The 25,929-nt window shown below is 38.8% G+C and carries 26 protein-coding genes and 1 pseudogene; 5 read left to right on the forward strand and 22 right to left on the reverse strand.

What is annotated here, in order from left to right; all coding sequences use genetic code 11:
- Positions 1-168: 168 nt before the first annotated feature.
- From LG377_RS10795 to LG377_RS10820, 6 genes are all read right to left on the reverse strand, one after another.
- Positions 169-825, reverse strand: coding sequence for an SDR family oxidoreductase (locus LG377_RS10795; RefSeq protein ID WP_225744732.1), 657 nt, complete (start codon positions 823-825; stop codon positions 169-171).
- Positions 826-1,025: 200 nt separating this feature from the next.
- A complete protein-coding gene (locus LG377_RS10800; RefSeq protein ID WP_225744733.1) occupies positions 1,026-1,811 on the reverse strand; it encodes an ABC transporter ATP-binding protein in 786 nt (261 codons plus the stop codon).
- A gap of 32 nt (positions 1,812-1,843) precedes the next feature.
- Positions 1,844-2,797: an ABC transporter substrate-binding protein gene (locus tag LG377_RS10805; RefSeq protein WP_225744734.1), complete on the reverse strand. Its 954-nt coding sequence runs from the start codon at positions 2,795-2,797 to the stop codon at positions 1,844-1,846.
- 18 nt (positions 2,798-2,815) lie between these two features.
- The gene (locus tag LG377_RS10810; protein ID WP_225744735.1) at positions 2,816-3,766 is read right to left on the reverse strand and encodes an iron ABC transporter permease; all 951 of its coding nucleotides are present in this window, start codon (positions 3,764-3,766) and stop codon (positions 2,816-2,818) included.
- 68 nt (positions 3,767-3,834) lie between these two features.
- Positions 3,835-4,896, reverse strand: coding sequence for an iron ABC transporter permease (locus LG377_RS10815; RefSeq protein ID WP_225744736.1), 1,062 nt, complete (start codon positions 4,894-4,896; stop codon positions 3,835-3,837).
- A gap of 28 nt (positions 4,897-4,924) precedes the next feature.
- Positions 4,925-5,965, reverse strand: coding sequence for an NAD(P)/FAD-dependent oxidoreductase (locus tag LG377_RS10820; RefSeq protein ID WP_225744737.1), 1,041 nt, complete (start codon positions 5,963-5,965; stop codon positions 4,925-4,927).
- A gap of 236 nt (positions 5,966-6,201) precedes the next feature.
- On the opposite strand from LG377_RS10820, the gene LG377_RS10825 reads away from it, so the two are divergent.
- Entirely contained in the window at positions 6,202-6,915 is a 714-nt protein-coding gene (locus LG377_RS10825; protein WP_225744738.1) for a GntR family transcriptional regulator, read from the forward strand.
- Between the two features lies 1 nt (position 6,916).
- Here LG377_RS10825 and LG377_RS10830 read toward each other — a convergent pair whose 3' ends face one another.
- Complete coding sequence (locus LG377_RS10830) at positions 6,917-8,116, reverse strand: enolase C-terminal domain-like protein (RefSeq protein WP_225744739.1); 1,200 nt, start codon at positions 8,114-8,116, stop codon at positions 6,917-6,919.
- A gap of 257 nt (positions 8,117-8,373) precedes the next feature.
- Here LG377_RS10830 and LG377_RS10835 point away from each other — a divergent pair.
- Positions 8,374-9,723 (forward strand): annotated as a pseudogene (locus tag LG377_RS10835) (PTS transporter subunit EIIC); the annotation flags it as partial.
- Between the two features lie 134 nt (positions 9,724-9,857).
- Here LG377_RS10835 and LG377_RS10840 read toward each other — a convergent pair.
- The 10 genes from LG377_RS10840 to LG377_RS10885 form a co-directional block, all read right to left on the reverse strand.
- A complete protein-coding gene (locus tag LG377_RS10840) occupies positions 9,858-10,802 on the reverse strand; it encodes a sugar kinase (protein ID WP_225744740.1) in 945 nt (314 codons plus the stop codon).
- 13 nt (positions 10,803-10,815) lie between these two features.
- Entirely contained in the window at positions 10,816-11,457 is a 642-nt protein-coding gene (locus tag LG377_RS10845; RefSeq protein ID WP_225744741.1) for a bifunctional 2-keto-4-hydroxyglutarate aldolase/2-keto-3-deoxy-6-phosphogluconate aldolase, read from the reverse strand.
- A gap of 115 nt (positions 11,458-11,572) precedes the next feature.
- Complete coding sequence (locus LG377_RS10850) at positions 11,573-13,516, reverse strand: fructose-1,6-bisphosphatase (RefSeq protein WP_225744742.1); 1,944 nt, start codon at positions 13,514-13,516, stop codon at positions 11,573-11,575.
- A 94-nt stretch (positions 13,517-13,610) separates the two neighbouring features.
- Positions 13,611-14,318, reverse strand: a complete 708-nt coding sequence (locus LG377_RS10855) for a rhamnogalacturonan acetylesterase (protein ID WP_225744743.1) — start codon at positions 14,316-14,318, stop codon at positions 13,611-13,613.
- 186 nt (positions 14,319-14,504) lie between these two features.
- Positions 14,505-14,966 (reverse strand): hypothetical protein, encoded by a 462-nt coding sequence (locus LG377_RS10860; RefSeq protein WP_225744744.1) that lies wholly within the window; start codon positions 14,964-14,966, stop codon positions 14,505-14,507.
- A 25-nt stretch (positions 14,967-14,991) separates the two neighbouring features.
- The gene (locus LG377_RS10865; protein ID WP_225744745.1) at positions 14,992-15,366 is read right to left on the reverse strand and encodes a hypothetical protein; all 375 of its coding nucleotides are present in this window, start codon (positions 15,364-15,366) and stop codon (positions 14,992-14,994) included.
- A gap of 7 nt (positions 15,367-15,373) precedes the next feature.
- On the reverse strand, positions 15,374-15,679 hold the full coding sequence (locus LG377_RS10870) for a DUF2089 family protein (RefSeq protein WP_225744746.1): 306 nt from the start codon (positions 15,677-15,679) through the stop codon (positions 15,374-15,376).
- A gap of 155 nt (positions 15,680-15,834) precedes the next feature.
- Complete coding sequence (locus tag LG377_RS10875; protein ID WP_225744747.1) at positions 15,835-17,529, reverse strand: DUF2207 domain-containing protein; 1,695 nt, start codon at positions 17,527-17,529, stop codon at positions 15,835-15,837.
- 130 nt (positions 17,530-17,659) lie between these two features.
- Positions 17,660-17,842 carry a hypothetical protein gene (locus tag LG377_RS10880; protein ID WP_225744748.1) on the reverse strand — a complete coding sequence of 61 codons (183 nt, stop codon included), beginning with the start codon at positions 17,840-17,842 and terminating at the stop codon, positions 17,660-17,662.
- A 35-nt stretch (positions 17,843-17,877) separates the two neighbouring features.
- The gene (locus tag LG377_RS10885) at positions 17,878-18,576 is read right to left on the reverse strand and encodes an NAD(P)H-dependent oxidoreductase (RefSeq protein WP_225744749.1); all 699 of its coding nucleotides are present in this window, start codon (positions 18,574-18,576) and stop codon (positions 17,878-17,880) included.
- Positions 18,577-18,736: 160 nt separating this feature from the next.
- Between LG377_RS10885 and dhaK the strand changes: the two genes are divergently transcribed.
- From dhaK to LG377_RS10900, 3 genes are read left to right on the forward strand one after another with little or no spacing between them, the layout of a single operon-like run.
- Positions 18,737-19,729, forward strand: a complete 993-nt coding sequence (dhaK, locus tag LG377_RS10890; protein WP_225744964.1) for a dihydroxyacetone kinase subunit DhaK — start codon at positions 18,737-18,739, stop codon at positions 19,727-19,729.
- A 27-nt stretch (positions 19,730-19,756) separates the two neighbouring features.
- Positions 19,757-20,344: a dihydroxyacetone kinase subunit DhaL gene (gene dhaL, locus LG377_RS10895; RefSeq protein ID WP_225744750.1), complete on the forward strand. Its 588-nt coding sequence runs from the start codon at positions 19,757-19,759 to the stop codon at positions 20,342-20,344.
- On the forward strand, positions 20,337-20,711 hold the full coding sequence (locus LG377_RS10900; protein WP_225744751.1) for a PTS-dependent dihydroxyacetone kinase phosphotransferase subunit DhaM: 375 nt from the start codon (positions 20,337-20,339) through the stop codon (positions 20,709-20,711). The genes dhaL and LG377_RS10900 overlap by 8 nt, the downstream gene beginning before the upstream one ends.
- Positions 20,712-20,744: 33 nt before the next feature.
- Here LG377_RS10900 and LG377_RS10905 read toward each other — a convergent pair whose 3' ends face one another.
- The 5 genes from LG377_RS10905 to LG377_RS10925 all read right to left on the reverse strand — a co-directional run bounded on the left by LG377_RS10905 (position 20,745) and on the right by LG377_RS10925 (position 25,927).
- Positions 20,745-21,341, reverse strand: coding sequence for an AAA family ATPase (locus LG377_RS10905; RefSeq protein ID WP_225744752.1), 597 nt, complete (start codon positions 21,339-21,341; stop codon positions 20,745-20,747).
- Positions 21,342-21,358: 17 nt separating this feature from the next.
- Entirely contained in the window at positions 21,359-21,778 is a 420-nt protein-coding gene (locus LG377_RS10910; protein ID WP_225744753.1) for a thioesterase family protein, read from the reverse strand.
- Between the two features lie 151 nt (positions 21,779-21,929).
- On the reverse strand, positions 21,930-23,156 hold the full coding sequence (locus LG377_RS10915) for a dicarboxylate/amino acid:cation symporter (RefSeq protein WP_225744754.1): 1,227 nt from the start codon (positions 23,154-23,156) through the stop codon (positions 21,930-21,932).
- A 174-nt stretch (positions 23,157-23,330) separates the two neighbouring features.
- Complete coding sequence (locus tag LG377_RS10920) at positions 23,331-24,059, reverse strand: MIP/aquaporin family protein (RefSeq protein ID WP_370632573.1); 729 nt, start codon at positions 24,057-24,059, stop codon at positions 23,331-23,333.
- 206 nt (positions 24,060-24,265) lie between these two features.
- On the reverse strand, positions 24,266-25,927 hold the full coding sequence (locus LG377_RS10925) for an FAD-dependent oxidoreductase (protein WP_225744756.1): 1,662 nt from the start codon (positions 25,925-25,927) through the stop codon (positions 24,266-24,268).
- Positions 25,928-25,929 lie beyond the last annotated feature (2 nt).

Consider the following 25,929-nt stretch of genomic DNA (forward strand, 5'->3'; position numbering starts at 1 on the left):
GACTCTGCTATAGATTTGCACTGATTTAGGCAAATCTATAGCGTTTCTTAAAGTTTCCACTCATTTAAATTGACCTTTTATCTTAATCCATATAGAAAAAGAGTCCTTTCCAAATAATAATTGGAAGGACTCTTCAACTTTTTAATAACGTTTAAATAAAAGCGAATCTTACAGTTGGTTCAACGCTTCTTTAATACTTTGATCTCCTGTTGTTACGTCAAATGATTGACGATAAGTGCGTTCGTGATCTAATGATTGAGCAATCAGATCCGCCACATCTTTTCTTGGGATCGTTACTGGATCTGTAAATTCGTTCATAGCTCTAGTTAACGCGACTTTACCAATTGCCGGTTCATTTTCAAGCATACCCGGACGAACAATCGTGTAGTTCAAGTCACTGTTCAATAAGAACTTATCTGCATAATGTTTAGCAGCGTAATAAGGTTTCATATCTTCATTCCAGTTATCTCTAACATCTGCCTGGAAAGCACTGATCATGATGAATCGTTTGATATTCATATCTTCTGCAGCTTCCATCACTTTTACTGCTCCATCTAAATCGATCATAACCGTTTTATCTACGCCCGTACTTCCGCCAGATCCGGCTGCGAATACAATGGCATCGATATTATCCATTTGATCTTTGATATCTTGTACTGAGCTTTCCAAGTTACCGAGACGTGCTTCGATCCCTTTTTCTTTGAATTTATCTACTTGTTCTTGTTTTCTAACGAATGCAATCGGAGTATGATTCCCCTCTTCTTTTAGCTGTTCAACGAGGTGCGTTCCGATCTGACCGTTTGCTCCAACGACTAATACTTGCATCAATGATCGCTCCTTCAATTTTTGTCTATACTTACTTTAACAAAGTTAAAAACAAAAACCAACGATTACACCTTATCATTGATAACGACTAATGATAAGCATTCTTTTACACTTGGTTTAATAGTGTTTAAAAAAAGCCCATTTGAGGCTTACTATTCTAACAACAGCAGTTCCCTCAAGGTGTCTCAAAGCGACTACTTTTAATGACTCAATTGATAACTTAACAGTGTTGGTTTCCCTGTATGTGGATCTGTGATGATACTAGCTTCAATATCAAAAACTTTACGGAGCACTTCCGTTTTCATAACTTCTTCAGGCGAGCCTGTTTGGATAATCTTTCCTTTTCTGATCGCAATCAAATGATCTGCGAATCTTGCTGCGTGGTTCAAGTCATGTAAGACCATTACGATCGTCCGATTTAACGTTTGGTTCAGTGACTCCAGCACTTGAAGAACTTCCAGCTGGTGAGCCATATCCAAATAAGTCGTTGGTTCATCCAACAGGAGGCAATCCGTATCTTGCGCGAGCGCCATTGCAATCCAAACGCGTTGTTTTTGTCCACCTGAAAGTGAACTGACTGAACGATCAGCTTGATTTAAAAGGTGTGTCTGATCTAGCGCCCAATGGATCTTTTCCCAGTCGTGTGCTTTTAATTGCCCAAATCCTTTTTGATAAGGGGCACGACCGTAAGATACGAGTTCTTTGACTGTGATATCTTCTGGGGTTTGAGGTGCTTGTGTCAATATCGCAATCTCCTGGGCGATTGCTTTAGTGGATTCTTTGTGGATGCTTTTCCCGTCTATCATAGCTGTTCCACTTGATGGCTTAAGGAGGCGCGCAACGGTCTTCAATAAAGTAGACTTACCACAACCATTTGGCCCGATTATACAGGTGATTTTAGATTTAGGTATCGTAACCGAAAGTTCTGAAATAATCTCTTGTTTTCCGTACGCTACTGTCATTGCCTTTGTTCGGATTTCTGACATCCTCTATCCTCCTTTACTCTTCATGCGGCTTTTTACTTTGTGATGCTATCGACTACATTATCTAGAACTTGGTCACTTGCAATTGGACCATAGTAAAGCCAAGAGGTTTCTGGACCAAACTGATAGACTTGATTTTGTTCGACTGCAGGAATATTTTGCCATAGTCTATCTTCGAACAGTTCTGCTTCAGGCCCATCACTGTTTACAAAAAATAAATGATCCACATCCATTTGCGCCAGTTCTTCAAGAGAAATCGAAGCCCAGTCAGCATCACTGGATAAACTAGATACAACTTCTGGAATTTCCAGACCAAGATCTCCATACATAACAGCGCCACTAGAACGCTCAGGGTGCACAACAAACAAACTATTATTGACCATCCACACCGCAGCGGCTGATTCACCTGCCGCGACAGTTGACAGTTCTTCTGCTTTCTCTTGAGCTTTTGCATCGTAAGTTTCTAGAACGGACTCTGCTTTGTCTTCCATTCCCAGTACTTCTCCAACTTCAGTCAATGTCTCGCGCCATTCAGTTGGGCTGGACTTCAATACATAAGTTGGTGTAATCTGTGTATACTGTTCATACATATCTTGCTCAATAGCATCACGTACAATCATCAAGTCGGGTTCATACTCCAGTACAGACTCGTAAGGTAAATCATGAGGAATCAGTGGTACTCCAGATAAATCATCTTGAAGGTAATCTTGAATGCTTTCACCGTCATAAACAGACCATTGAGCTACAGGTGTTATGTCTAAAGAAACAAGATAATCTTCAAGGTACGAACCGAGGATATTTTCAGGATTACTGGGAATCTCGACTTCATTTCCTAATCCATCTACAAGTGTTTTCGGCCCTTGCGCTGCTTCATCTACTGTTGGTGTTTCAGTTGTCTCTTCTTCGGGTGCTTCAACCTCACTGTTTCCGCATGCCGCTAACATAAAGCCTGCACTGAGAACGATACTAGTTGTCCATAATGTTTTCATTTCAAATTCCTCCATTTTTTATGCTTCTGTTGTGATTAAAAGATAGATAAAATACGGCGCTCCTAGAAAAGCTACGATCAAGCCGACCGGCAATTCAGATGGTGCAAAGAGATTCCTTGCAATCATATCGGAAATGAGTAATATCATGGCTCCTATGCATGCTGCAGTTGGCACAAGTCTCTGATATTTGTTTCCAACTAGTTTTCTTGCAATGTGCGGTGCACCTAATCCGAGAAATGAAATCCCACCAGCAACCGATACACTTGCACCAGTAAGGGCAACTGCTATCGCAACCAGCTTGATTCTTTCCTGTTCTGTATTTACACCAAGCCCTGTTGCCATCTCATCTCCCAGCTGAAGTAAATTCAAGGTTCTGGATTTATACAAACTTAATGGAATCAAAATCAATACCCAAGGTAGTAAACTCATTACAGCTGACCAATGGGCGTTCCAGATCGATCCAGATAGCCAGACAGTGACCTGATTAAAGGCACTCTGGTTCATTCTCAACTGAAACAGCGTTAGTACAGCACCAAATCCGGCATTTACCCCGATTCCTACTAGAATCAACCGAATTGGAGTAACCCCATTTTTCCAAGCGACAATATAGATACAACAGGCCGCTAATAGTCCGCCTAAAAACGCAGCAAAGGGTAGCGTCATCATTTGTGCTAACGGTGAAGTGGTTGCTCGGTTAGAAACATAAGTCAAATAAAGAACAACAGACAATCCGGCACCGGCATTGATACCAAGAATTCCTGGATCCGCTAACTCGTTTTGAGTGATCCCTTGAAGCAAGCTTCCCGCTACGCCTAATGCAGCCCCTGCTAAGATAGCGATAAAAAGGCGGGGCAGCCTGAATTCAAAAAGTAACAGCTCGTTACGTCTACTACCTCTTCCAAGAGCCGTTTCCACTAATTCGCTCGGTGATATGGACAAATGCCCTGTAGCTAAACTGAGCAGCCCCATTAGAAAAATTATACCGATCAGAGCTAGTATTAAGTAGTGGATATTTTTAAAGATGATCTTGTGTGTATTCAGATGAGTCCACCTCCTTCTTTTCTGGCCAAGAAAAGGAAGAATGGTACACCAATCAACGCAGTTAAAGCGCCAACGGGTGTTTCATATGGTGGGTTGACCATACGTGCAACAATATCTGCTGTAACCAGTAACCAGGCTCCAATAACCGCTGAGAACGGTATCAACCACCGGTAATCCATTCCTATCATTTTTTTAGTTATGTGTGGAATGATTAATCCTATAAATCCAATTGTACCGGAGATGGATACAGCCGTCCCTGTTAGTAATAAAACAATCAAAATTCCCCAAACTCTGACGAGACCGGTTCTTTGTCCAAGACCTTTCGCCACTTCATCCCCTAGACTCATCAGCGTTAAAGAACGAGATAGTAAACCAGCTGATATAAACCCAATTACAGCTATGATTAACGCGAGACGCACACTACTAGTTGATATTCCCGCTATATTTCCTGCATACCAAAAGCTGATATCACGGGTTACATTAAAATACATCGCAAGCATTGTAGAAGCAGACTGTAACAGTGCACTGACAGCAGCACCTGCTAATGCCAATTTAACAGGTGTCAGTCCTCTTTTAGAAAATAACCCTACAGAGAAAACCATACTTGCACCTAGACCGGCACCGGTAAACGCCCATAAAATCAAACCAATTTGACTAGTATGAGGAAACAGTGCTAAAGCGAGCGCAATCATAAAGCCCGCCCCTGAACTAACCCCCATTATTGAAGGAGAAGCTAAAGGATTACGGGTTAACCCTTGCATAATAACTCCAGATATTGCAAGAAATGCCCCAATCAAAGCAGCCGCCAGTACTCTAGGAAATCTTAAATCATATAGAATCAAATGCTGTGTATTTTGTACGTCAAAACGCAGCAGTGATTCTGTGATCACTGTCCAGTTGATCTGCACTGCTCCATAAGAAACAGAAAGAATCATCGTAACTAAAAGTATCGTAAGACTGATCGCAAAATACGTAGCCGCAGATTTAGATTGAAATCTTTTAAGAATCCTTTGTTTTGTTGCTTTCTTGTTCAATTGTCTTTTTCTGATTTGTTCCATAGCCATTCCTTTTCTGTGGTGTAGACAATTATGAGTAATATCGGTTTTTCTTTCCCTGATTTTTGTCCTTGAATTTGTCGTTATGAGAAGAGACTTGCGCTTTTTCTTCTGCCGTTGGATCTAGAGCAAGCTTGATTTGATTAACGGCATTCGCAGCATCATTATAGGCACCAGCTATTAAGCGAACTTTCCCCTCATAATCTAATATATCGCCAATTGCATAAACGCCTTCAACAGCCGTCTCAGCTTTAGAAGAACCCTCGATATAGTAATCATCTTTCAGATTGAATTTCAGAGCAGGATCATGATGAAAATTCAGTTCATTATCGAATCCAATATTCACAATTAGTTCATCTAACTCAATCTGTTCATCATGATTGGTGTGATGATTTCTGATGCGAACTGAGTGAATATATTTCCCAGAAGGATCCGGAATCAATTCTTTAACTAAAGTATGTGTATGTATCATTGCATCAGAATTTTGAAGCTTTCTAGCATTGAATTCATGAGCTCTGAACGTTTCACTTCTATGAATCAAATGTACTTCTCCAGCTACCTCAAGCAAATCATTTGCCCAGTCCACTGCTGAATTTCCTCCACCAACAATTACCACTTTTTTATCTTTGAAATGGTTTAATCTGTATACGTTATGATGTAAATTTGCTTCTTCAAAATGACTATCATATTGTAGAGGCAACCTTTTGGGATTAAATAACCCTCCACCTGTAGCAACAATGATTTGCTTGCTTAAAAAAATTTCTCCTGAATCACTAACCGTTTCAAATAACTGATCTTCTGTTTTTTCAAATGTAATGATTCTGGTGTTTAACACAATTTCTGGATCAAACGTCAGACCTTGTTCAACCATTTGATCAATGAGTTTAGCACCAGTAAGTGCTGGTAACGCACCAACATCCCAGATTAACTTTTCAGGATAGAAATGTACCTTCCCGCCAAGAGATTTTTGAGTATCGATAATCCGTACCGTTAAATCACGCATCCCTGCATAAAAAGCTGCGTATAATCCAGCTGGACCTCCACCAATAATCGTTATGTCCTTGACTGTCATGATCTAACACTCCTTTTTCTGAGTTGTTCCATAGTGAGAATGATTATCACTTGCAACTTAGTTATAGCATTCACAAGTTGTAGTGTCAAGATATATGCCAAGCATTCAGGTCCTTGACTTTCAAACTCCTTTCTTTTTCCCAAACCAGCTTATATAATCTGTTAGAGAGCTGAAAAAGAGCACCGGTCTTTTTTTCTAAACGAATTTAACCTAAAACCATTTAAAGAGGTGCTGAAATGAAAAAAAGAGAATTCGTGATTCAAGATTTATTAAGTAAAATCTATCAGGAACAATTCAAAGACGGAAAATTACCGAACCAGCGCACCATGGCTGAGACTTATCAAGTTTCAAGATACACGATACAAGAGGCCATCAAAACGTTAGAAGAAATTGGAATCGTTCAGACGATTCAAGGATCTGGTATGTATGTGAAAAAGCAATTTCAGATGAACCCCTTGATTTTTAATACATTGACTAGAACGCCTTACGAACGAATTACTTCACGTGTCATTTCACTCCAAAAGAAAAAATCCACCCCTGAAGAGGAGCAGATTTTTCAACTAACGGATTCTGAAGAAATTTGGACATTTGAACGGGTTCGGATTGTTGATTACAAAATCGAACAGATCGAGCGTTCTAAAATGCCAGTTTCAATGTTCCCTGATTTGACGGAAGAGATTATTGAACAGTCGATTCAGGAATACGTATTAAGCAAAAAGTTCGCTATCTCCCATTATATTACCAGTTATAGTCCAGTGACCCTTTCCAAAAAACAAGCAGAGTTACTGATGTGCAAACGCAATACTCCAGCTATGAAAATCGAGAACAGGTGCCTGCTGAACGATGGAAAAGTTTATGAGTACAGCGAGCTCACCGCAATCGATTATACTTGTACTTATATTACGCCGTTTGATAAAAAGGGTCATCAAGCTCGTAGAACAAATATCTGACTTACGGCGTAAACAACGTACCATCCGGCAAACGGCTTTGAGTCCATTCATGTGGACGGTAAACGACGGGGAATGACGCTGCTAGTTCCTCGTCAAATCCAACACCAATTCCTGGACGATCAATCGGATAGAAATACCCTTTAACCGGTTCTGGAGCATCTTTGAATAATGCTTTTGTGTTATCTTTTAATTCAATATTTTCTTGAATCGCTGCATTGTGTAAGTGAATATTCAAATGTGTATTAACGGCCAGTCCAATAGGAGAAATGTCAGATGGTGTATGCCAAGCCACTCTGATTCCATATGCATCACATAAATGTGCCAATTTAAGTGCTGGTGTAATCCCCCCAATTTGCGAGATATGAACTCTCAAGTAATCCAACTGATGATTTTGAATAATGGATTTCCATTCCATTGGATTATTGAATAACTCACCAATTGCGATTGGTGTAGCAGTCTGACTTCTTACCTGACTTAACCAATCTGTCTGGTCGGGAGGCAAAATATCTTCCAAAAAATAAAGATTATACGGTTCAGATTTCTTGGCGAATTGAACAGCTTGGTTTGGATGTAGTCTTTCATGGACATCATGTAGCATTTGGAACGAATGCCCGTATTTTTCATAAACTTCTTCGAACATCTTAAGGGTTGTATCCATATAGTCTTGCTGATCAAAGTAACTGCCATCAATGGCTTGATCTGGTGCTTGAATACTTTCTGCTGTTCCACCATAAAATCCTAATTGACAACGAATATAACGGTAGCCTTCTGCCATGTACTGGTCGATTTGTTCTGTTAAATTTTCCATTGTATCTGCCACTGCATGTGTATATGCTGGAATCGCTGTTCTAGAGCGTCCTCCAAGTAATTGGTAAAGAGGCATATCAGCCAGTTTTCCTTTAATGTCCCAAAGCGCCATATCCACTCCAGAAATGGCATTATTTAAAACAGGCCCATTGCGCCAGTACGCATTCACGTACATCAACTGCCAAATATCTTCAATTTCATTGGCATCTTTTCCTACTAGTAAAGGTTTCAAATATTCGTCCACGATTGATTGAACGGCTTTTGGTCTAAATTGGAAAGTTGCGCATCCAAAACCAGAAACACCTTTGTCAGTTTCAACTTTTACAATGACGAGATTGTGTCTGTCCGGTCTAATACCGTAACTTTTGATATCGGTAATAATAGTGGGTTTCAAATCACTACTTCCTCTCCTGCTAATCTTTGATCTAATAGTATTAGAACATGAAGGATAGAACGCTGTCAATTTGGACTGATAAACAGTCCATTACACCATTAATACCATTCCAATTAACGCTACCACTCTTTAAAAATCTCTATATATCAACGTTTACTAACAAATGCATTCAGTTTAGGACTGGTTTACGGATGGTTTTTTATTTGTTATGATTCTAACTGTAAACGGACACATCCAATAGGGAAAGGAAGAGGTATATGAAACATCATGATGTTGCGAAACGCATCATTGAAAATGTAGGGGGAAAAGAAAATATCCAAAACGTCTGGCACTGTATGACGAGATTGAGGTTCAAGCTAAAGAACTACGATATCGTAGACCATGACGCCTTACTAAAAGAACAAGCAGTTGTTGGTACAAATCATAAAAATGAACAACTGCAAGTTGTCATCGGAACAAATGTAACCGAGTACTACGAAACGGTTGCGTCACTTTTAGGAATGGACACAGAAGAATCATCAGCTGACGCTGGTTCAAATGGGCCTGCGGAACGCAAGGGACTGATTTCTACTTTCATGGATATCGTATCAGGCGTATTTGGACCAATCGTTCCAGCTATTGCTGGTGCCGGTATGATTATGGGATTGATGTCAGGGTTAAGTGCATTAAATATTATCAGCAATGAATCTCACACTTATATTGTTATTGATATGATCTCAAAAGGTGTCTTTACCTTCTTACCATTCTTTGTAGCTGCATCTGCTGCAAGAATATTCAAAACCAATCAGTACTTGGCGATTGCCATAGCGGCAAGTCTGCAAGTACCGGCTATGACAAACGCCGTAGCTGAAGGTGTCATTGATCAATTCAATTTGTTTGGATTTTTACCTGTTCCAGTCTTTAGTTATGCTGGAACGGTCATTCCAATCATTATTGCCATCTGGGCGTTGAGTCATATCCACCGATTCATTGATAATCTTCTTCCAGAAGTTCTCAGAACTGTCTTTACACCCACTTTATCTCTATTTGTAGGAGGTATTTTAACACTTGTGGTTATCGGTCCTGCTGGTATTTATTTAGGGAACTGGCTAGCAGCTGGTGTTGAATGGCTGTTTGGTGTTTCTCCCATTTTGGCAGGAATCGTCGTTGGTGGTATTCGACCAATTGCAGTCTTCACTGGTCTCCATCATGCAATGACGCCTATCGCACTTCAAAACTTCGCCAACCAAGGATACGACATGCTTATGCCAATGATGTTCATGGCAAACATGGCTATCACTGGTGCTACTGCGGCAATGTATGTAAAACTAAACACCAAAGAAGAAAAGAGTATCGCACTGTCAGCAGTCGTTTCTGGATTCCTTGGAATTACAGAACCTGCATTATTCGGTATTCTGACTAAAAATGCTAAAGCATTTATTGCAGCTACTATAGGTAGTTCTATCGCTTCTGCTTTCATCAGCTTCTTTGGAGTTAGAATCTACGGTTATATTCTATCTAGTGTATTCAGCTTACCGGCTTATGTCGGAGAATATTTCATCTTTATCATTATCGGTATGATCATCGCATTGTCCGTTTCGTTTGCGATCACTTATATGCTTGTACCAAAAACAACTGAAGCATCTAAATAATTGATTCACCAATATGTGTCCTTTTTAATTGAGAGTAAAAAGGACACATATTTTTTATCGAAAAAAAGCTTAGCTATCCACATGATTGGGACAGCTAAGCTTATTCTATGTTAACTATGGTTAGTTATATAAGTTGTTAAAGCCATTTTTGTAGGTAATCCTTCATTATCTCCAGCATGTTGAACTTGCAGAGAACCGATTGCATTCGCATGCTTTGCCGCTTCTTTCCAGCTCAATCCTTCTAAATAAGCATGAAGAATACCGACTGCGAACCCATCTCCAGCTCCAACGGTATCAACAACTTCTTCTACTTTGAATCCTGGTACATTCACTGTTTCGTTCCCTTTTTCAGAAACGAAAGCTCCTTGACTTCCACTCTTCGTAATCACAATTTTAGCACCTTTTTCATGATAGAAACGTGCAATATCTTCAATTCCTGAAGAGCCCATCAACGTTTCACCCTCGGAAACACCTGGCAGAACAACATCTGCATAAGTTGCTAGAGTATTCAAGACTTCTAGCATCTCTTCTGTTGAAGCCCAGAGTGCAGGTCTTAAATTTGGATCAAATGTGATAAAAGTGCCAGCTTCTTTTGCTTTAATCATCAAATGTTCGGTCACTTCTCTGACAGATGCGCTCAATGCCGGCGGAATACCTGTCACATGAAGGACTTTGATTTGGTCAAAATCGATTTGATTTACATCATCAACTGACAAGGTAGAAAAGGCACTCCCTTTTCTATAGTAAGCTGTATCAGGATCATCACCTTTGACTTTGTTTTTCAACATTAACCCTGTTCGATAAATTTCATCAAACGTGACATAATCCGTGCCGATCTTTTCTTTTTCAAGTGCTTCATAGATATACTCACCAATTGGGTCTTTACCCAGTTTTGAAATATATTGGACTGTGTGTCCCAATCTCGAAAGACCGATCCCTACATTGATCTCTGCACCAGCAACCGATTTGTTAAAAGAAGTGGCTTCTTTCAATGACCCGTATTCTGTTGCAGAAAACAACCCCATCGGTTCTCCTAGTAATAGTACGTCTGTCATTCAGTCCACCACCTTATTTGATTTCGTTATATTTATCTACAAATTTCTTAGATATGTCAGTAACACTGGTATAGCCATCGCTTGCAAGGTTTTGTGTCAATGCACTACCAATCCCTACTGCCCAAGCACCATTTGCAGCCCATTCATGCATGTTTTCTAAACTGACGCCGCCTGAAGGCATCATTTCAACTTGCGGAATCGGTCCATGAACATTTTTAATAAATGCGGGTCCAAGTATGCCACCCGGGAAGACTTTAACAACTTCAACACCTGTTGCCATAGCACTTGTGATTTCTGTGACAGAAGCACAACCTGGCAAGTACGGTACGGCATAAGTATTACAAACTTTGGAGATTTCAGGAACAAAGTTAGGACTCACAATAAATTCTGCACCGGCAATAATGGCGATACGCGCTGTAATGTCGTCCATAACGGTTCCCGCTCCGATAACCATATCTGTCCCTTCGTATTTCTTCGAAAGGTCTCTGATAGATTCGTCCGCTTGTGGTGTCGTAAACGTTACTTCAATATTTTTAATGCCACCCTCGTATACCGCTTCAGAAATTTCTGTTGCTTCAGTAGCAGAGTTCCCTCTGATGACTGCAAATAAATAATTTTCTTTTAATTGTGATAATATTGCTTGTTTCTTAGTCATAATTGCCTCCTAATAGTTAGCGTTTTCTTAATATCTAGTATACCTTACTCGGTATACTCACTCAATAAAGATTGGTCTCTTAAAGGGACAAAAAACCAATCCAATTTTTCTTACTTTATATACTACTAGAAGATTTGCGTTTCAAATAATAAAGCAATTTTTGAAGATCATTGATTTGTTCTTGGAGGCTTTCTCCAATTGTCGTATCTTTAATGAGCTTTCTTTCAAGTTTACCGTCGATGATATGCTTCAGACTTGTTTCGTCTTTTCCTCTTTCAAATAGCGCCTGAACCGATTCGAATGGCTGGTGCGTTACAATCTGAAATCCATAAGAATTGTTGATCAAGGAATACCCTGCGATACCGGTTGATTCCTGATAAGCAGCACTCATTCCCCCATCAATCACAACAAGTCTTCCGTTTGCTTTGACTGGTAATTCTCCTTTTTTGGCTTTAACAGGAGTGTGTCCATTAATCACTTTTGCATCCGCTGAATCAAGATCAAATGTATTTAAAATGTCTGTCATGACTTTTTCATCATCTCGAAGTTTAAAATATGGATTGCGATTCTCCTGAGCAACCGATTCATCCTCGATATAGTATCTTTCAAAAGTCGTCATACGGTCCCTTCCATACAAAGGAGATTTTTTCCCTGTCCATGAATACCAAAGAAGATCTGTAGCGTAGTCTTCTGTTTCATGTCTAGAAGAAGCAGCCGTTCGAATATACTCTTCAAACTTATCGAGCATGTCTTTCCCTTTTAAAGACACCCCTTCAAAAGTAAATGAATCTAACTCTCCAGACTCTGTCAAAGGAATACAGCCATGATAAAGTAACTGGCCGTTATAGACTAAATACATACTGCCTTTTTTCAAAAGAAACTTCATATATCTGACTAGTTTTTCGGACTGTTGAAAACTTTCCAGTAGTGTTTGAACAATATGTTCTTCTTCTGGATTCAATTGATAAGGATCGTCTTCTTGAATTTGATTCACTGGAAAATGATTCAAAGGATATTGTTCACCATCAAGTGTGATGGTTTCTTTATCCAAATTAATCTTGTCTAACAGTAGTCGATCATTCATATCAAAATCCGGTCTTCGTTTGATAATTTGTCCTTCAAGTTTGAATTGAATGATGGCAAGTGCCTGATGAACTTTCGTTAATAATTCTTCACTTTCTTCTTGAAACGTATTGGTTGGTTCAACGACTTTTGGCTTGAAGTTTTCGTGAATCCCATACTGTTCTTCCGCAAACAGGAAAAGCGGTCTGAGATTTAATCCATAGGTCTTTTCTAATTCGAATAAATAGCCATACCGTGCAGCGATTCGAAGCATCGTGATCAAGTTCGCTTTAGATCCGTACATCGCACCTATCCAGAGAATATCATGGTTTCCCCACTGAATATCAATAGAATGATGCGTCATCAGCCTCTCCATGACGACTTTTTCCCCGCTCGCTCGGTCAAAGATATCTCCGACAAGATGCAAATGGTCGATAACCAGTCTTTGAATCACTTGGCAAAGCTTAATCATAAAGGTTTCTGCTTGTCCTAAGCTGATGAGTCTGTAAAGGATATTATTGTAGTAAAGATCTTTTTCATTTTGTGATAAATCCGTGTAAAGCAATTCTTCAATTACATAACTATATTCTTCCGGTAAGGCTTTTCTGAGCTTGGAGCGCGTATATTTAACGGCACAGAATTGCATGAAATCGATCAGATCTCTGATCATTTGCATGTACCAGCCTTTATCTTTTTGTTGCGCGTGTTTGCTATTTTTTAATGCTTGTTCGGGATAACTGATAAACAAGTTGAACCAGTCCATTTTTTCTACGGTCCAGTCTTCACTAAAAAAACTTCCAATTTTCTCTCTTAAATTTCCGGCACCTGTTTTCAAGATGTGATTAAACGCCTGATCTGCACCATGAACATCAGACAGATAGAGCTCCGTTCCTTTAGGTAAGTTCTGTATAGCTTCCAGATTGATCAGTTCAGTGTAAATGGCTTCTGGATGTTCAAATTTTTCATTTAATAATTCCAAGTACTTGTTTTCTCTCATATCATACCAGCCTTTTTGTTCGTTCTATTATTCAAGCATGATTCTAAATCGCATAGAACACTGCTTGAATCTAACTCTTTATAGTAGATCATGTTCACTTGCTTTTATCAATTAAATACTTTCCTAATGGACTAATAGACTCTTTTAACTGTTCAGCTACTAGATTCGCTACTAATTCGGCACCTTTTTCACTGAAATGAGTATCATCTATTAAACCATCAGGATAATTTGAATAGATATTTTTATCTAAATGTAAAAAGCATTCTTTTGATTCCTCTTCGCCCATACTTTGAAAACGGATCATTGAGGAATGATGAATATCCAGTAATGGCACTTGTAATTCATCTGCAACGTCTCTAGTAGATTCTGGATATTTCCCTAAGGAGTTTGGGTCTATTTTATACTCTTCCAAAAAGACCCTTCGCGTAACGGATGTCAAAAGCACAGGAGAAGCCCCTTTTTTTCTAGCTGTTTCCACAAACTGAGTTAAGTTTTCTTTATACTCCTTATCGAAAGCGGCATACCTTTTTGGATCTTCCTTTTTTTGATCATTATGCCCAAACTGAATCAATAAAAAATCACCGGCTTTCAATTCATTTGATAATTTATTTAAGCGACCTTCATCAATAAACGACTTCGTACTTCTTCCATTGATTGCGTGATTGCGGATATTCACTTCTTTTTGCAAAAACTTATGTATATACGCTCCCCAACCCGTCATCGGTTTTTCATGTTCTTCTTTGACTGCTGCTGTGGAATCTCCAGCAATAAATACTGTCGGATAGTCATTCTCTTTTTCCATACCAATTTCCCTCCTATATGATGATATAAAAGACTCTTTTTAATTATAACAGTATCAACTTACTTTTTTTATTCAAAGTACTCATTACTATAAGAATTTGAATCACATAGTGAGGAATTAGAACATAAAAAAGCTACTGTATATTTAAATTTTACAGCAGCTTCTTTGAAATCAACTTATATTATTTTATAGATCCTGAATCCTCGTTCGGTTCACATGTTTTTCTTTGTTCATTCGTTTACGAATACTGACATAAACAATCGATAATACAATAGTAGGTATATTAGAAAATATAAATATAAGAACGATTAATAAGATTGGGCTACCTATCTCCTCTTGATTTTTGTTTTCCATACTATTACCAAAAACACTAACTCCTACCTCGTCGGCCTCATCTGTTTCTTCTGGGTCAGTTGATTCAACAATTACAGAATCCATGGTATCTGCATAGTCATTCGATGATTCGGGATTAACCCAAGCTGCTATTCCCAGCGTTATTAAAAAAGACATCATTAGACTGACAATTGGTAAAATTAATCCTGGAAATTTACTTTCGGTTTTTGAAAACAGCACTTGCAGCATTATTATGACTCCAAATACAATCAATAAAACTACGTTTGGTGCTAATACCGCTATAATATTCGTCATTGAATTTTCTCCTTTTATATGTAATTTACAAATCTTGTATTCTCGTCTTATTAACTTGGTCTGATTTTTTCTGTTTTTCTCTTACACTATAATAGATAGCCAGACAGATCGCTGTTGGAATGTTAAAAATAAGGAGAGAAGATACACCCATGGCTATATATTCTCCTGTGGATGTGTCGTCATAGATAGGTTCACTTTCGTATACCTCAGTCACTTCATTCCCTTCATCATCTATGTAAATTACACTCGATTCTTCTATACTATAGCCACCCATAGACAAAATAGGTAAAAACGAGCATATGAAAAACATAACAGGAATCACTAACCCTGGCCATTTTTTCTCTGATTTCGATAAAAAAATCTGTAGCCAAATACCTCCTGCTAATAAAAGTAATGCCACAATAGAATTAAGACCCCTGTTCATTTTCCTCCTTCGTTTTACGGTATTCTGAAATCAATAGTTTTGCTGTATTGAAATCCAGTTTATCTTCTAATGCCAGTTGCTTTATTGTGGAAATGTAAGTATCTGCCTGCTGTTCTTCATTCAGTTTGATTTTTTGGATCAATCGATCCAGTCTCAACCTGACTGTCGGATAGGTCACACTATATTCCGCTGCGACTTGTTTCAGTGACCCTGATGCAAGCAGAAATCGTCTGATAAACTGGATATCTTCATCGTCCAGCTTACTGATCCATTGCGGGATGATGTCCATCACCGTTCACTCCTTTAATAAAATTTGAATTTAATTAATTTTTTATTTAATAAAATGATTATATTCTTTAATATTGTTAAAGCAAAGCATAAAAAAGGTTCGACGCATAATAAACCACGTCGAACCTTTTATAAAACTCTAGACTGAGGATGCGATTATCTCGCACCACCTCCGCCTCCACCCATAGCGCCACCACCGCCACCGATAGAAGTAGAACCTCCAGCCCCTCCAGAAGCATTATAGCCACCACTTTGCATACCTGATGACATACTGTTGGAGAATCCATACATTCTATGATAACCACCATAGAAGACCGGATAGTGTGCTACCCATTCCTGGAATTGTTCTGGATAAAGTTCTTCCAGGCTTTCTACAATATCTGATCCTTTACCATACAATGTGGCCCAGATAATAAAATCTACCCAAGGTAAGGTTTGTCTGTAGGCCAGTGAATCATCCGACTCTAGATCATCTAGATGATTTCCAAACTGAGTGATTCGATCAAATAGTTGGTCGCCTTCTCTACTTGCTTTTATAAAAGAAGACTCACCTCCCATAAACTGAATAGAATCCGTTTGAAGATAACCTTTTTCAATCAAGATTTGTTTGGAATCCTCTTTAATATCATTCGCAAGATCTCTTAGCTTTCTAACATGCTTTTTAGACCAGTGCTTCATATCATCTTCTGTAATCTTACCACTGAGATCTGATGCTGATTCCAGAATTTCCCAGACTCTTTTTTCAAATGGCGCCATGTCTTCTGTATATTGTTCTACCAATTCAATGACCGTCATTTCTTTACTGATCCAATTATTTTTTTGTACGTTATGGATTTTGATTTTTTCTTCTTTTGACCATTTCAATAGATAGGCAAAAAAGTAATCTTCGAAAGATCCGTGTTGAAGTTCATTTAAAAAATAGGCTATATCAAAAATGTCTCCATCTTCGTATGGGATATCTGCATATGTTTGACCTTTATTCTGGCTCTTACGTGCATAGCCCGTAACGATTTTTCCAGCTTTCTTTTTGCGAGATTCTACAGCAAACAATGATCCTCCGATTGCAGCAATAATCGCTGCCACGAATCCAAATATGGCAATTAACGCACCTGTATTGATACTTTCTGCTTCGTTATATGTCGCACCATCTTGTGAACGCTCCAGTTGCTCTTCAAGCGTCTGATCCATTGTTAAATCTACCGTAAATGGAGATTCGGGAAACTGCATCAAAACGACCAGTGCGTCATTTGAGTTCAGTCCTGTTCTAGCGGAAGAAACCAGTTGCCCGTTATCTAATTCCACAATTCCATCGTAACCAAATCCCCAAATCAGCGTGTTCTCTTGGTTGAATTCAAATGGTCCATCAATCGTTATACTGACTGCTTCTGGCGGGATATCACCAAACGTATTGAAATCCCAATTTAGCGCTTGTCCGTCATCTAGTTGACGAACCAAATCAGTCACTGTATAGGTTAATTCATAATCATTCAAGCCGTATTCTCCGATTCCCCAAATGAGTTCTAATCCATTTTCCGTGCTCATTCCGTAGGTGCCTGCTTTTTCTTCACGACTATTATCAAAATCCCAATCTGGATTGTACGTATATCCTTCCACGTAAAAGTCTTTGACTTCTGAATCATTCAAGTTTTCCATATTGATGAATAACTCTGTTCCTTCTACCATATTCATTTTTCTATGCTCTGTTATAATACCTGAGCCATCTTCTTGAAGTTCAACTTCGATTTCCATTGACGGCATTGTATTTTCATCTTCTGCTGCATGTACAGTTTGTCCTCCAACAACTACACCAAACCCGACTAAACCTATAAAACAACCCACTAGTTTTCTCATCTCTTTTTCCTTTCTTTTGTTTTCTGATTTCATCTTACCAAAAGAAATATCCCTTTCATACGGACCTAAGACTGATTTTTCGGATCATCTTAACTAATATTCAGTATTTTTTGTACTGTTTTTACGATTATTATCCATTCCAGTTTCCAGGGCTCCACAATGTTCCATCAAGTTCTCCCTGTAACTGTGTTTTTCGTTTTTCTTGTTCTTCTATCGTCTCGATGGTCGCTTGAATGAGTGCTTTCTGTTTATAATCTCTGCTAGTTTTGAATAAGTTTGTCAACTTGTTCAGTAGCCATTCTTGTTCTTCCATGCATTCAATCTCCTTTACGTTTTATTATTCACCTTTTACTGATGCATTTGATCAATATGCATCGCAAGCTCATCTAATTCAATCCGATTATCTTCTAATAATTCGATTGCTTTCTCGATTACAAAAGAACTGTCGTCAGAGTCAAGCGTTTGATGATCAATGGTTTCCAGTTCCTGAATTATCCATTCTTCTCGTGACCGCAAAGAATCCGGTCGGTCAATCGTCAACCATTGCTGGTACCTGATCAAGAGTTTCATTTTTTCGTCTTCTGTCATATAGGAAAACTGGAAAATCTCCAGCGGCTTCAAGTAATTCATTCCCGTTTTTCTAGCAAGTGCTTGATAAGGCTTGGTCAATTCACTAATGCTGAATCCTTCTTGCCCACCTGTTTGATATTCTTTTTCTCCTACCCCGATAACCAGTACTAAGCCAAATTCTTTTCCTTTTAACTGATGTCCTCTGTGACCGAAGGCAAAGTGTTCTTCTAACACTTCATCCTGCCAGTATTTCAACAGTGGCGGTGAAGAATACCAGTAAAATGGAAACTGAAATAAGATTTTGTCATGTGCTTTCAATAAGGTTTGTTCTCTTTGTTTGTCGATTTTACCGTCTGGATAGGTTTTTTCTAGATGATGTAACGTCACATTTTCTGACTCTGGAAATGATTGAACCAGAAATTGTTGACTACTCGATTCATCTAATTCTGGATGTGAAATAATGACTAATGTCTTCACTTGTATGCTCCTTTAAATAATTGATAAATCTATTTTATTTGATGATCTTCCCGTTAATAGTATAACAAATTCCTTTTTATAACACCTTATTATTAGAACTTATAGTATAAATGAATTACAATGAAAATGATCATGAAGAAGGAGGAAGTAAAAAATGACAATGAAGAAAATCATCAATAATCCGGACCAGATAGTAGATGAAATGCTAAATGGTTTAGTCTTTGCGTATGATTCAATTGTAGAACGGATTCCAGAAACGATGGTTGTCCATCGGAAACATGAAAAAAGTGGTAAAGTTGGCCTCGTCAGTGGTGGCGGTAGCGGTCACGAACCTGCACACGCTGGTTTTGTAGGACAAGGTATGCTGTCTTCAGCAGTGGCTGGACAAGTCTTTACATCTCCTACACCAGACCAAGTGTTAGAAGGTATTAAGGCCGCTGACGAAGGCGAAGGCGTCTTTTTAGTCATTAAAAACTATACTGGAGACGTTATGAACTTCGACATGGCAAAAGATTTGGCCGAGTTAGAAGACATTGAAGTAGAATCAGTTGTTGTAGATGACGATATCGCCGTAGAAGATAGTACCTTCACAGCTGGTAAACGTGGTGTAGCCGGAACGGTCCTTGTGCATAAGATTTTAGGGGCTGCCGCTGAACAAGGCATGTCTTTAAAAGAAATCAAAGAACTTGCTGACAAAGTCGTTCCAAATATCGTTTCAATTGGACTGGCATTAAATCCAGCTACAAATCCAGAAGTCGGAAACCCTGGTTTTGAACTAGCGGCTGATGAAATTGAATTTGGTATCGGTATACACGGAGAACCTGGTTACCGTCGTGAAAAACTGCAGCCTTCTAAAGAGTTGGCAAAAGAACTGGTGACGCAACTGAAAAAAACATGCGACTGGTCTCCTGGAGACTCATATGCTGTTTTAGTGAACGGTATGGGTGCAACACCATTAATGGAACAATTTGTATTTATGAATGATGTGAAAAAATTACTTGTGGATCAAGAAAGCTTGAACCTAGAGTTCCGTAAAGTTGGAGACTATATGACAGCAATCGATATGGAAGGTGTTTCCCTTACAGTATTGAAGTTAGAAGATCCTAAGTGGGTAGACTATTTAGATGCTCCCGTGAATGTTATCGGTTGGTAAGATCAAAAACAAGAAAGGAAGAAAAACATGGTTGAATTAACTACACTAAAAAAATGGATAGAATTATTTGCACAAGAAGTAACAGAAAACAAAGAAACACTAAATAAACTAGATTCTGATATTGGTGACGGTGATCATGGTAGTAATATGGTCCGTGGCGTTACTGCTGTTAAAGAAAAAATAGATGGTTCTGAGTATGACAACTTAACTGATTTTTTCAAAGACGTTGGAATGACATTGGTCAGTAAAGTCGGTGGGGCTTCAGGACCCTTATATGGATCTGCCTTCATCTCTATGGCGAAAGTCGCAAAAGACTCTGATGACCTAGCAGAACTCATTGAAGCGGGTCTTGAAGGGATTCAAAAACGTGGTAAAGCTGAACCTGGTGAGAAAACCATGATCGATGAATGGGCACCAGTTCTTGAGGCCATAAAAGGAGACGCTTTGACTTCAGAAGTGATCCAAGAAAGTCTACAGAAAACTAAAGACATGAAAGCCACTAAAGGTAGAGCTTCTTATCTTGGTGATCGCTCTGTTGGACACTTAGACCCAGGAGCTCAATCTAGCGCGTATCTGTTCGAAACTCTATTGAAAGCGGGTGTTGTAAATGGGTAAAGAAATCGGTATGTTAGTCGTTTCACACGTCAATGAAATCGCGACGGGTTTATCTACATTGCTTGACCAAGTCGCTCAACATGTAACGATCAAAGCAGTCGGTGGAAATGATGGAGAAGTCGGAACAGACTACGCTCGTATTCAAGAAGCGATGGATTCATTTGAAGAAGATAAAGTTTGGGCATTCTACGATTTGGGTAGTGCTAAGATGAATCTTGAAATGGCCATGGAATCATCTGATAAAGAAGTCAGACTATTCGATACAGCCTTCATCGAAAGTGCCTACACAGCTGCTTCATTGATTCAAGCTGATGTTGGAGAAGATGCCATTGTTGCCCAACTTGATGAATTAAAAATCAAAGAGTAAATAGAAAATAAGCCATCCGAAAATTCGGATGGCTTATTTTTGTGCTTTCTTACTTGAAATCCATTGTTGTATATTTTCAGCTACAACTTCTGGAGATAGAGTTGAATTGTTGATCTTCAGATAATGCACCTGTTTTAATTGGGCTTCTACTTCCCCATCGAAAGAATTCAATCGATGCTTTTCCATACTCGATTTCAATTCGTTTTCTGAGAAGACAAGATTTCTTTTAGACGGTTTTTCTTGAAGTCTCAATTCCGTTTTATTTCTTTTCAGTCTTTCTTCTATATTGGCTTCTAATTCCACGAAATAGACCTGCCCGTTTTGATTGGTGAACATATCCGTTATTTCTCGCAAGAAATCAAAATCTTCTTCTACGTCAAATCCCACAACGACAGTAAAAATTATGCCTTTTGTTTGATTGGTTTTTTCGTTTTCTATAAATGCCTTAAATAATTGCTTACGCATCCAGTCGGATAACTCGAATGTTTCTTTGGTATATCCTAAAAACCTCGCGAAGATATCCAGCGTTTCGTGATTGAACAAAAGCTTGGCATCAATTTTATTTTCCAAAGCTTTCCCTACAGTCATTTTACCAACAGCCTGCGGACCTACTAGTAGAATCAGATCCATATCATCCCTACTTTCGCTTATTTGTTTTCAATAGAATTTTTGAACAGTTCATATAGTTCTTTGTGGTTTCTTTTAAGTGATAGTGGGCGGTAGGTTTCTTTGTCCAAGAAAGCATGTTTTGTCTGTCCTGTTGTTCTGAGTTCTTTTGTGACGCTATCTCTGATTTCATAATCAAGTATCATCTTGACTCCTGTGAATTGCGCCATTTTAGTAGAAATCTCAACAGTTTCTCCAAATTTCACCATACTGATGTATTTTGCCGAAGCTTCCAATACAGGAATCAGTATGCCTTGACTTTCCATTTCTTTATAAGGAAAGCCCATTTCATCCAACATCCACGTTCTCGCTTCTTCAAACCAGCGGATGGAATTGGAATGGTGCACGATGCCCATTTGATCTGTTTCGTAATATTGCACGCGGTGCTGCCAGTTTTTCAAAATATTGTCTCCTTTGAACTTATTCGTATTTCATTATTTTAGCACAATTTCCCGTTCCATTAAGTCCCTTTTCCTAATCTATCGTACAATTCAAATAAAAAAGCTGAATAAGCGGACTTTTCCATCCGTTATCCAGCTTTTTATCTACTCCTTATCCTTCTTCGACAAGCTCACTCGCTTCTTCTTTTGCAATATACTTAAAGTATAATTTCTCAACAACCAGCGTGATGGCATTATCGCAAGATACATTCGCTGCTGTTCCAAAGCTGTCTTGAGTCAGATAAAGTGTAATCAGCAAATTACCCAATATTCCCGTAGGATCAATTCCCACAATTGTCAAGAACGGTAAAGCTGACATGATTGCGCCACCTGGTGCGCCCGGTGCTGCAACCATAGCGATACCCAATGTAGCGATAAAGCTCGTCATCATTCCTAAATTAACTGGCATACCGTAAAGTGTCAGTACCGCATACACACATGAAACAATCGTGACCATACTTCCCAATAAATGAATCGTTGCGCAAAGTGGAATCATGAATTCGCGAATCTTTCTAGATACACCATTTTTTCGCGCACATTCTATATTGATTGGAATTGTTGCTGCGGAAGATTGTGTTCCTATAGCCGTAAAGTACCCAGGAATTTGATTTTTTAAAAGCTCTATTGGATTCTTTTTACGGTATAGACCTGCTACCGTAAACCAAAGTGCAATCAAAGTTAAGTGAAGTGCAATAACAATTAAAAAGACTCTCCAGAAGATCGATAGAATCTCAAATACTTCTCCTGAATAACTTAAACTAACGAAATTTCCGAAGATAAAGAATGGTAATAATGGAATAATGGCTGTGTTCAATACCTTTACGATAATCAAATTGAATTCATCGAATACGTGATACAGGGTTTCCCCTTTGTTATGGGATTTTAACCATGAAATACTCATACCCATAATAAAGGAAAAAGCAATCGCAGCTGTCACGTCTAACATCGGTTCCAATGGAATTTCAAAAAGCGTCGTCAATCCTGCTCCCGCTTCTTGCACATCTGTTTGACCTTGAGCGCTTATAAATAGCGGGAAAATTGCAGAGGCTACGAAATACGCAACGAGACCCCCGAGAATCGTTGAACCGTATGAAATCACTGTAGCTAATCCCAGCAGTTTCCCTGCACCCTCTGTTAAGTCTGATATACCTTTAACGATGAACCCAATGATCATCAATGGAATAATGAAGGCTAATAAACTACTGAATAAATTAGAAAAGGTTACGGGTATTCTCATTAATACTGTAGGAATAAAAGATAATTGCCCAACGATGACGCCTAATAGAATTGCTAGAAGTAGCTTAGGAACAAGTCCTAAGTTCACTTTTTTAATGTTCATATCTCACTCTCCGCTTTATTAGAATTTTTAAATAAAAAAGGTATTTCAACTATTTTATTACACATTATATTCAAACACATTACTTATTTTGCGATTATAAAATATTCCTACAAAAAAGAGCAATGATCCGTTATGAACACGGTTCATTGCTCTTCAAACTTTATATTCTAAGGTTTAATTTGTAACGAGTACAAACAGTAAGGCACCAACAATACCACCGATAAATGGTCCTACAATTGGAATCCAAGCATATCCCCAGTCAGAAGTTCCCTTGTTTTCGATTGGAAGGATCTGGTGAGCGATTCTTGGTCCTAAGTCACGAGCTGGGTTGATTGCATATCCAGTCGTTCCTCCTAGAGAGATACCAATTGAAGCGATTAGAAAACCGACAACAACAGGATTTAATCCATCTGTGAATTCTCCTTGAGTAAAGGCAAGTAATCCATAAACCAATACAGTTGTTGCAATGGCTTCAGAAACCAAGTTATAAGCATTACGGCGAATAGCAGGGCCTGTAGAGAATACAGCTAAAATAGCTTCTTGATCATCTGTAGCTCCAAAGTGTGGCATGTAATGAATCCATACTAATGTTGCTCCAGCAAAACCTCCTGCTACTTGAGCAATAATATAAGGTACGACTACGCCCCATCCCACATTACCAGTGATTGCCATTCCAACCGTCACGGCTGGATTAAGGTGTGCGGGCGATAACCAACCTACAGAATATACAGCTATTGTTACCGCAAGCCCCCATCCAAGTGTAATTAATACCCATCCAGTATCAGTGGATTTTGTTTTTTTCAAAACATTACCCGCTACAACACCGTCTCCTAAGAGAACAAGAACCATCGTCCCTAAAAATTCTCCAATCAATTGTTGCCATAAAGTTGTGTCCAAAATCATTTCCCCTCTCGTTTTTTGAATAATCTATCTGAATAAATGCTTGATTCATTTGAAATAACTCATACACTTATCTCATTTAAATATTATGTACTAAATCATACATAGAGTAAAGTGTATTTTTGATTCTGAAACTTTAGAAAATCTAATTTAACAATAAGTGAGGAAGGAAAGATTGTCTCTTCCCTTCCTACTCTTGTTATCTCACTTTATCTAAACTGACTTAACGTTGTTTCTGATACACGCTGGTCGATTTCTCCAGCACGTTTGTGTTTTTCTTCTTCCGTCCAATTGAACTGTTTAGCAAAATGATCTACTAACGGCTGCTTCAATTCTTTTATACGAGGAACATCAAATAACAATGTTTCCGTACGACGTGATAAAAAGTCTTCTGGTAATAAGGTCATTTCATATTGAATTGCATATTCTAACTGAAGCGCATCTTTTAGTGGTAGTTCGCTATCTGTAACTTGGTCTTTCAATCCGCAAACAATTTCTACATTTGTTCCGTACCAATTTACTAAAGCTCTTGCTTCGTCTTCTTTCAGTCCGATTTCCATCCCTTTTGATGTCTGCTGATCTGCATAATCGCTGAAGGACATGCCATCCGGAAGATCTCCACCAGATAAACGGATATCCGCTGTATCCACTTGCTTAAATGACTGATCTAACTGTTCTAATTCTTTATCAATCGTTTCAAACGTATCATTAGCCATTCTTCTATAATCAGTTAATTTTCCGCCGGCAACAGTTACCAGACCGCCCTTCGAAACGAACACGTCATGTCCCCTAGAGATTCCTGAAGGATCTGAATTGTCTTCATCTTGTATTAGTGGTCTTAAACCTGCCCAGCTTGATTCAATATCATCTAGTGTGATATTTGCCTCTGGAAAACGGTAGTTCACTGCTTCTAAAAGATAGTCAATGTCTTCTTGAGTAATATCAGGCTCTTTATACTCACCTTCAAATGGTGTATCTGTTGTTCCAAAGTACGTTTTCCCACTACGAGGAACAAAGAACATCATACGATTGTCATCCATTCCCGTATCTGCATAAATAGTCCGTCCAACTGGGAGTCTGCTGTGATCAACAACAAAGTGAACACCTTTTGTCGGGAATAGTTTTTTCTTTGTATCGAATTTCGAATGCTTACGTACTTCATCTGACCATGGACCAGCCGCATTAACGACAACGGAAGCGTGGATTTCAAACACTTCTCCACTAAGGGTATCTTCAGCTTTAATCCCAACAATTTTATCAGCATCATCATAAATAAAATCAATAGCTTTAACGTAATTGGTAATCAAAGTTCCTAAGTCATGTGCCTTTTTAATGATTTCGGTTGTTAATCTCGAATCATCGTTTGTATAATCGAGATAGTAGCCTCCACCAAGCAACCCTTCTGTTCTCAAACCCGACTCTTCTTCCATGACCGCTTCTTTTTCGACCATGTAGTGTGCCCATTCGTCTTCCACATGTGCAAGGTAATCGTATAAATGTAATACGACTTCTGCAGAAAATTCATTGAATGAAGCTCCTGGCTCATCATAGACTGGCATAAGCATATAGCTAGGTTGTACAACATGAGGAACGTTTTTGCCAATAACAGCACGTTCTTGTGCTACATCTGAGACTAGTTCAACATCGAACTGCTTCAAGTAACGCAGTCCCCCGTGAACCAGTTTCGTTGAGCGACTAGATGTTCCAGCCGCAAAATCCTGCATTTCAACTAGTCCAGCTTTCATTTCTCTTGCTCCTGCTTGAAGCGCAAGCCCAGCCCCAGTAATGCCTCCACCAATAATCAATAAATCTAGTTTTGTTTGTTTCAGTTTGTCAATATTATCTTTTCGCGTTTGAGCCGAAAAAGTCATAC

The sequence above is a fragment of the Marinilactibacillus sp. Marseille-P9653 genome (genome assembly GCF_916618885.1).
In the GTDB taxonomy this organism is placed as follows: domain Bacteria; phylum Bacillota; class Bacilli; order Lactobacillales; family Carnobacteriaceae_A; genus Marinilactibacillus.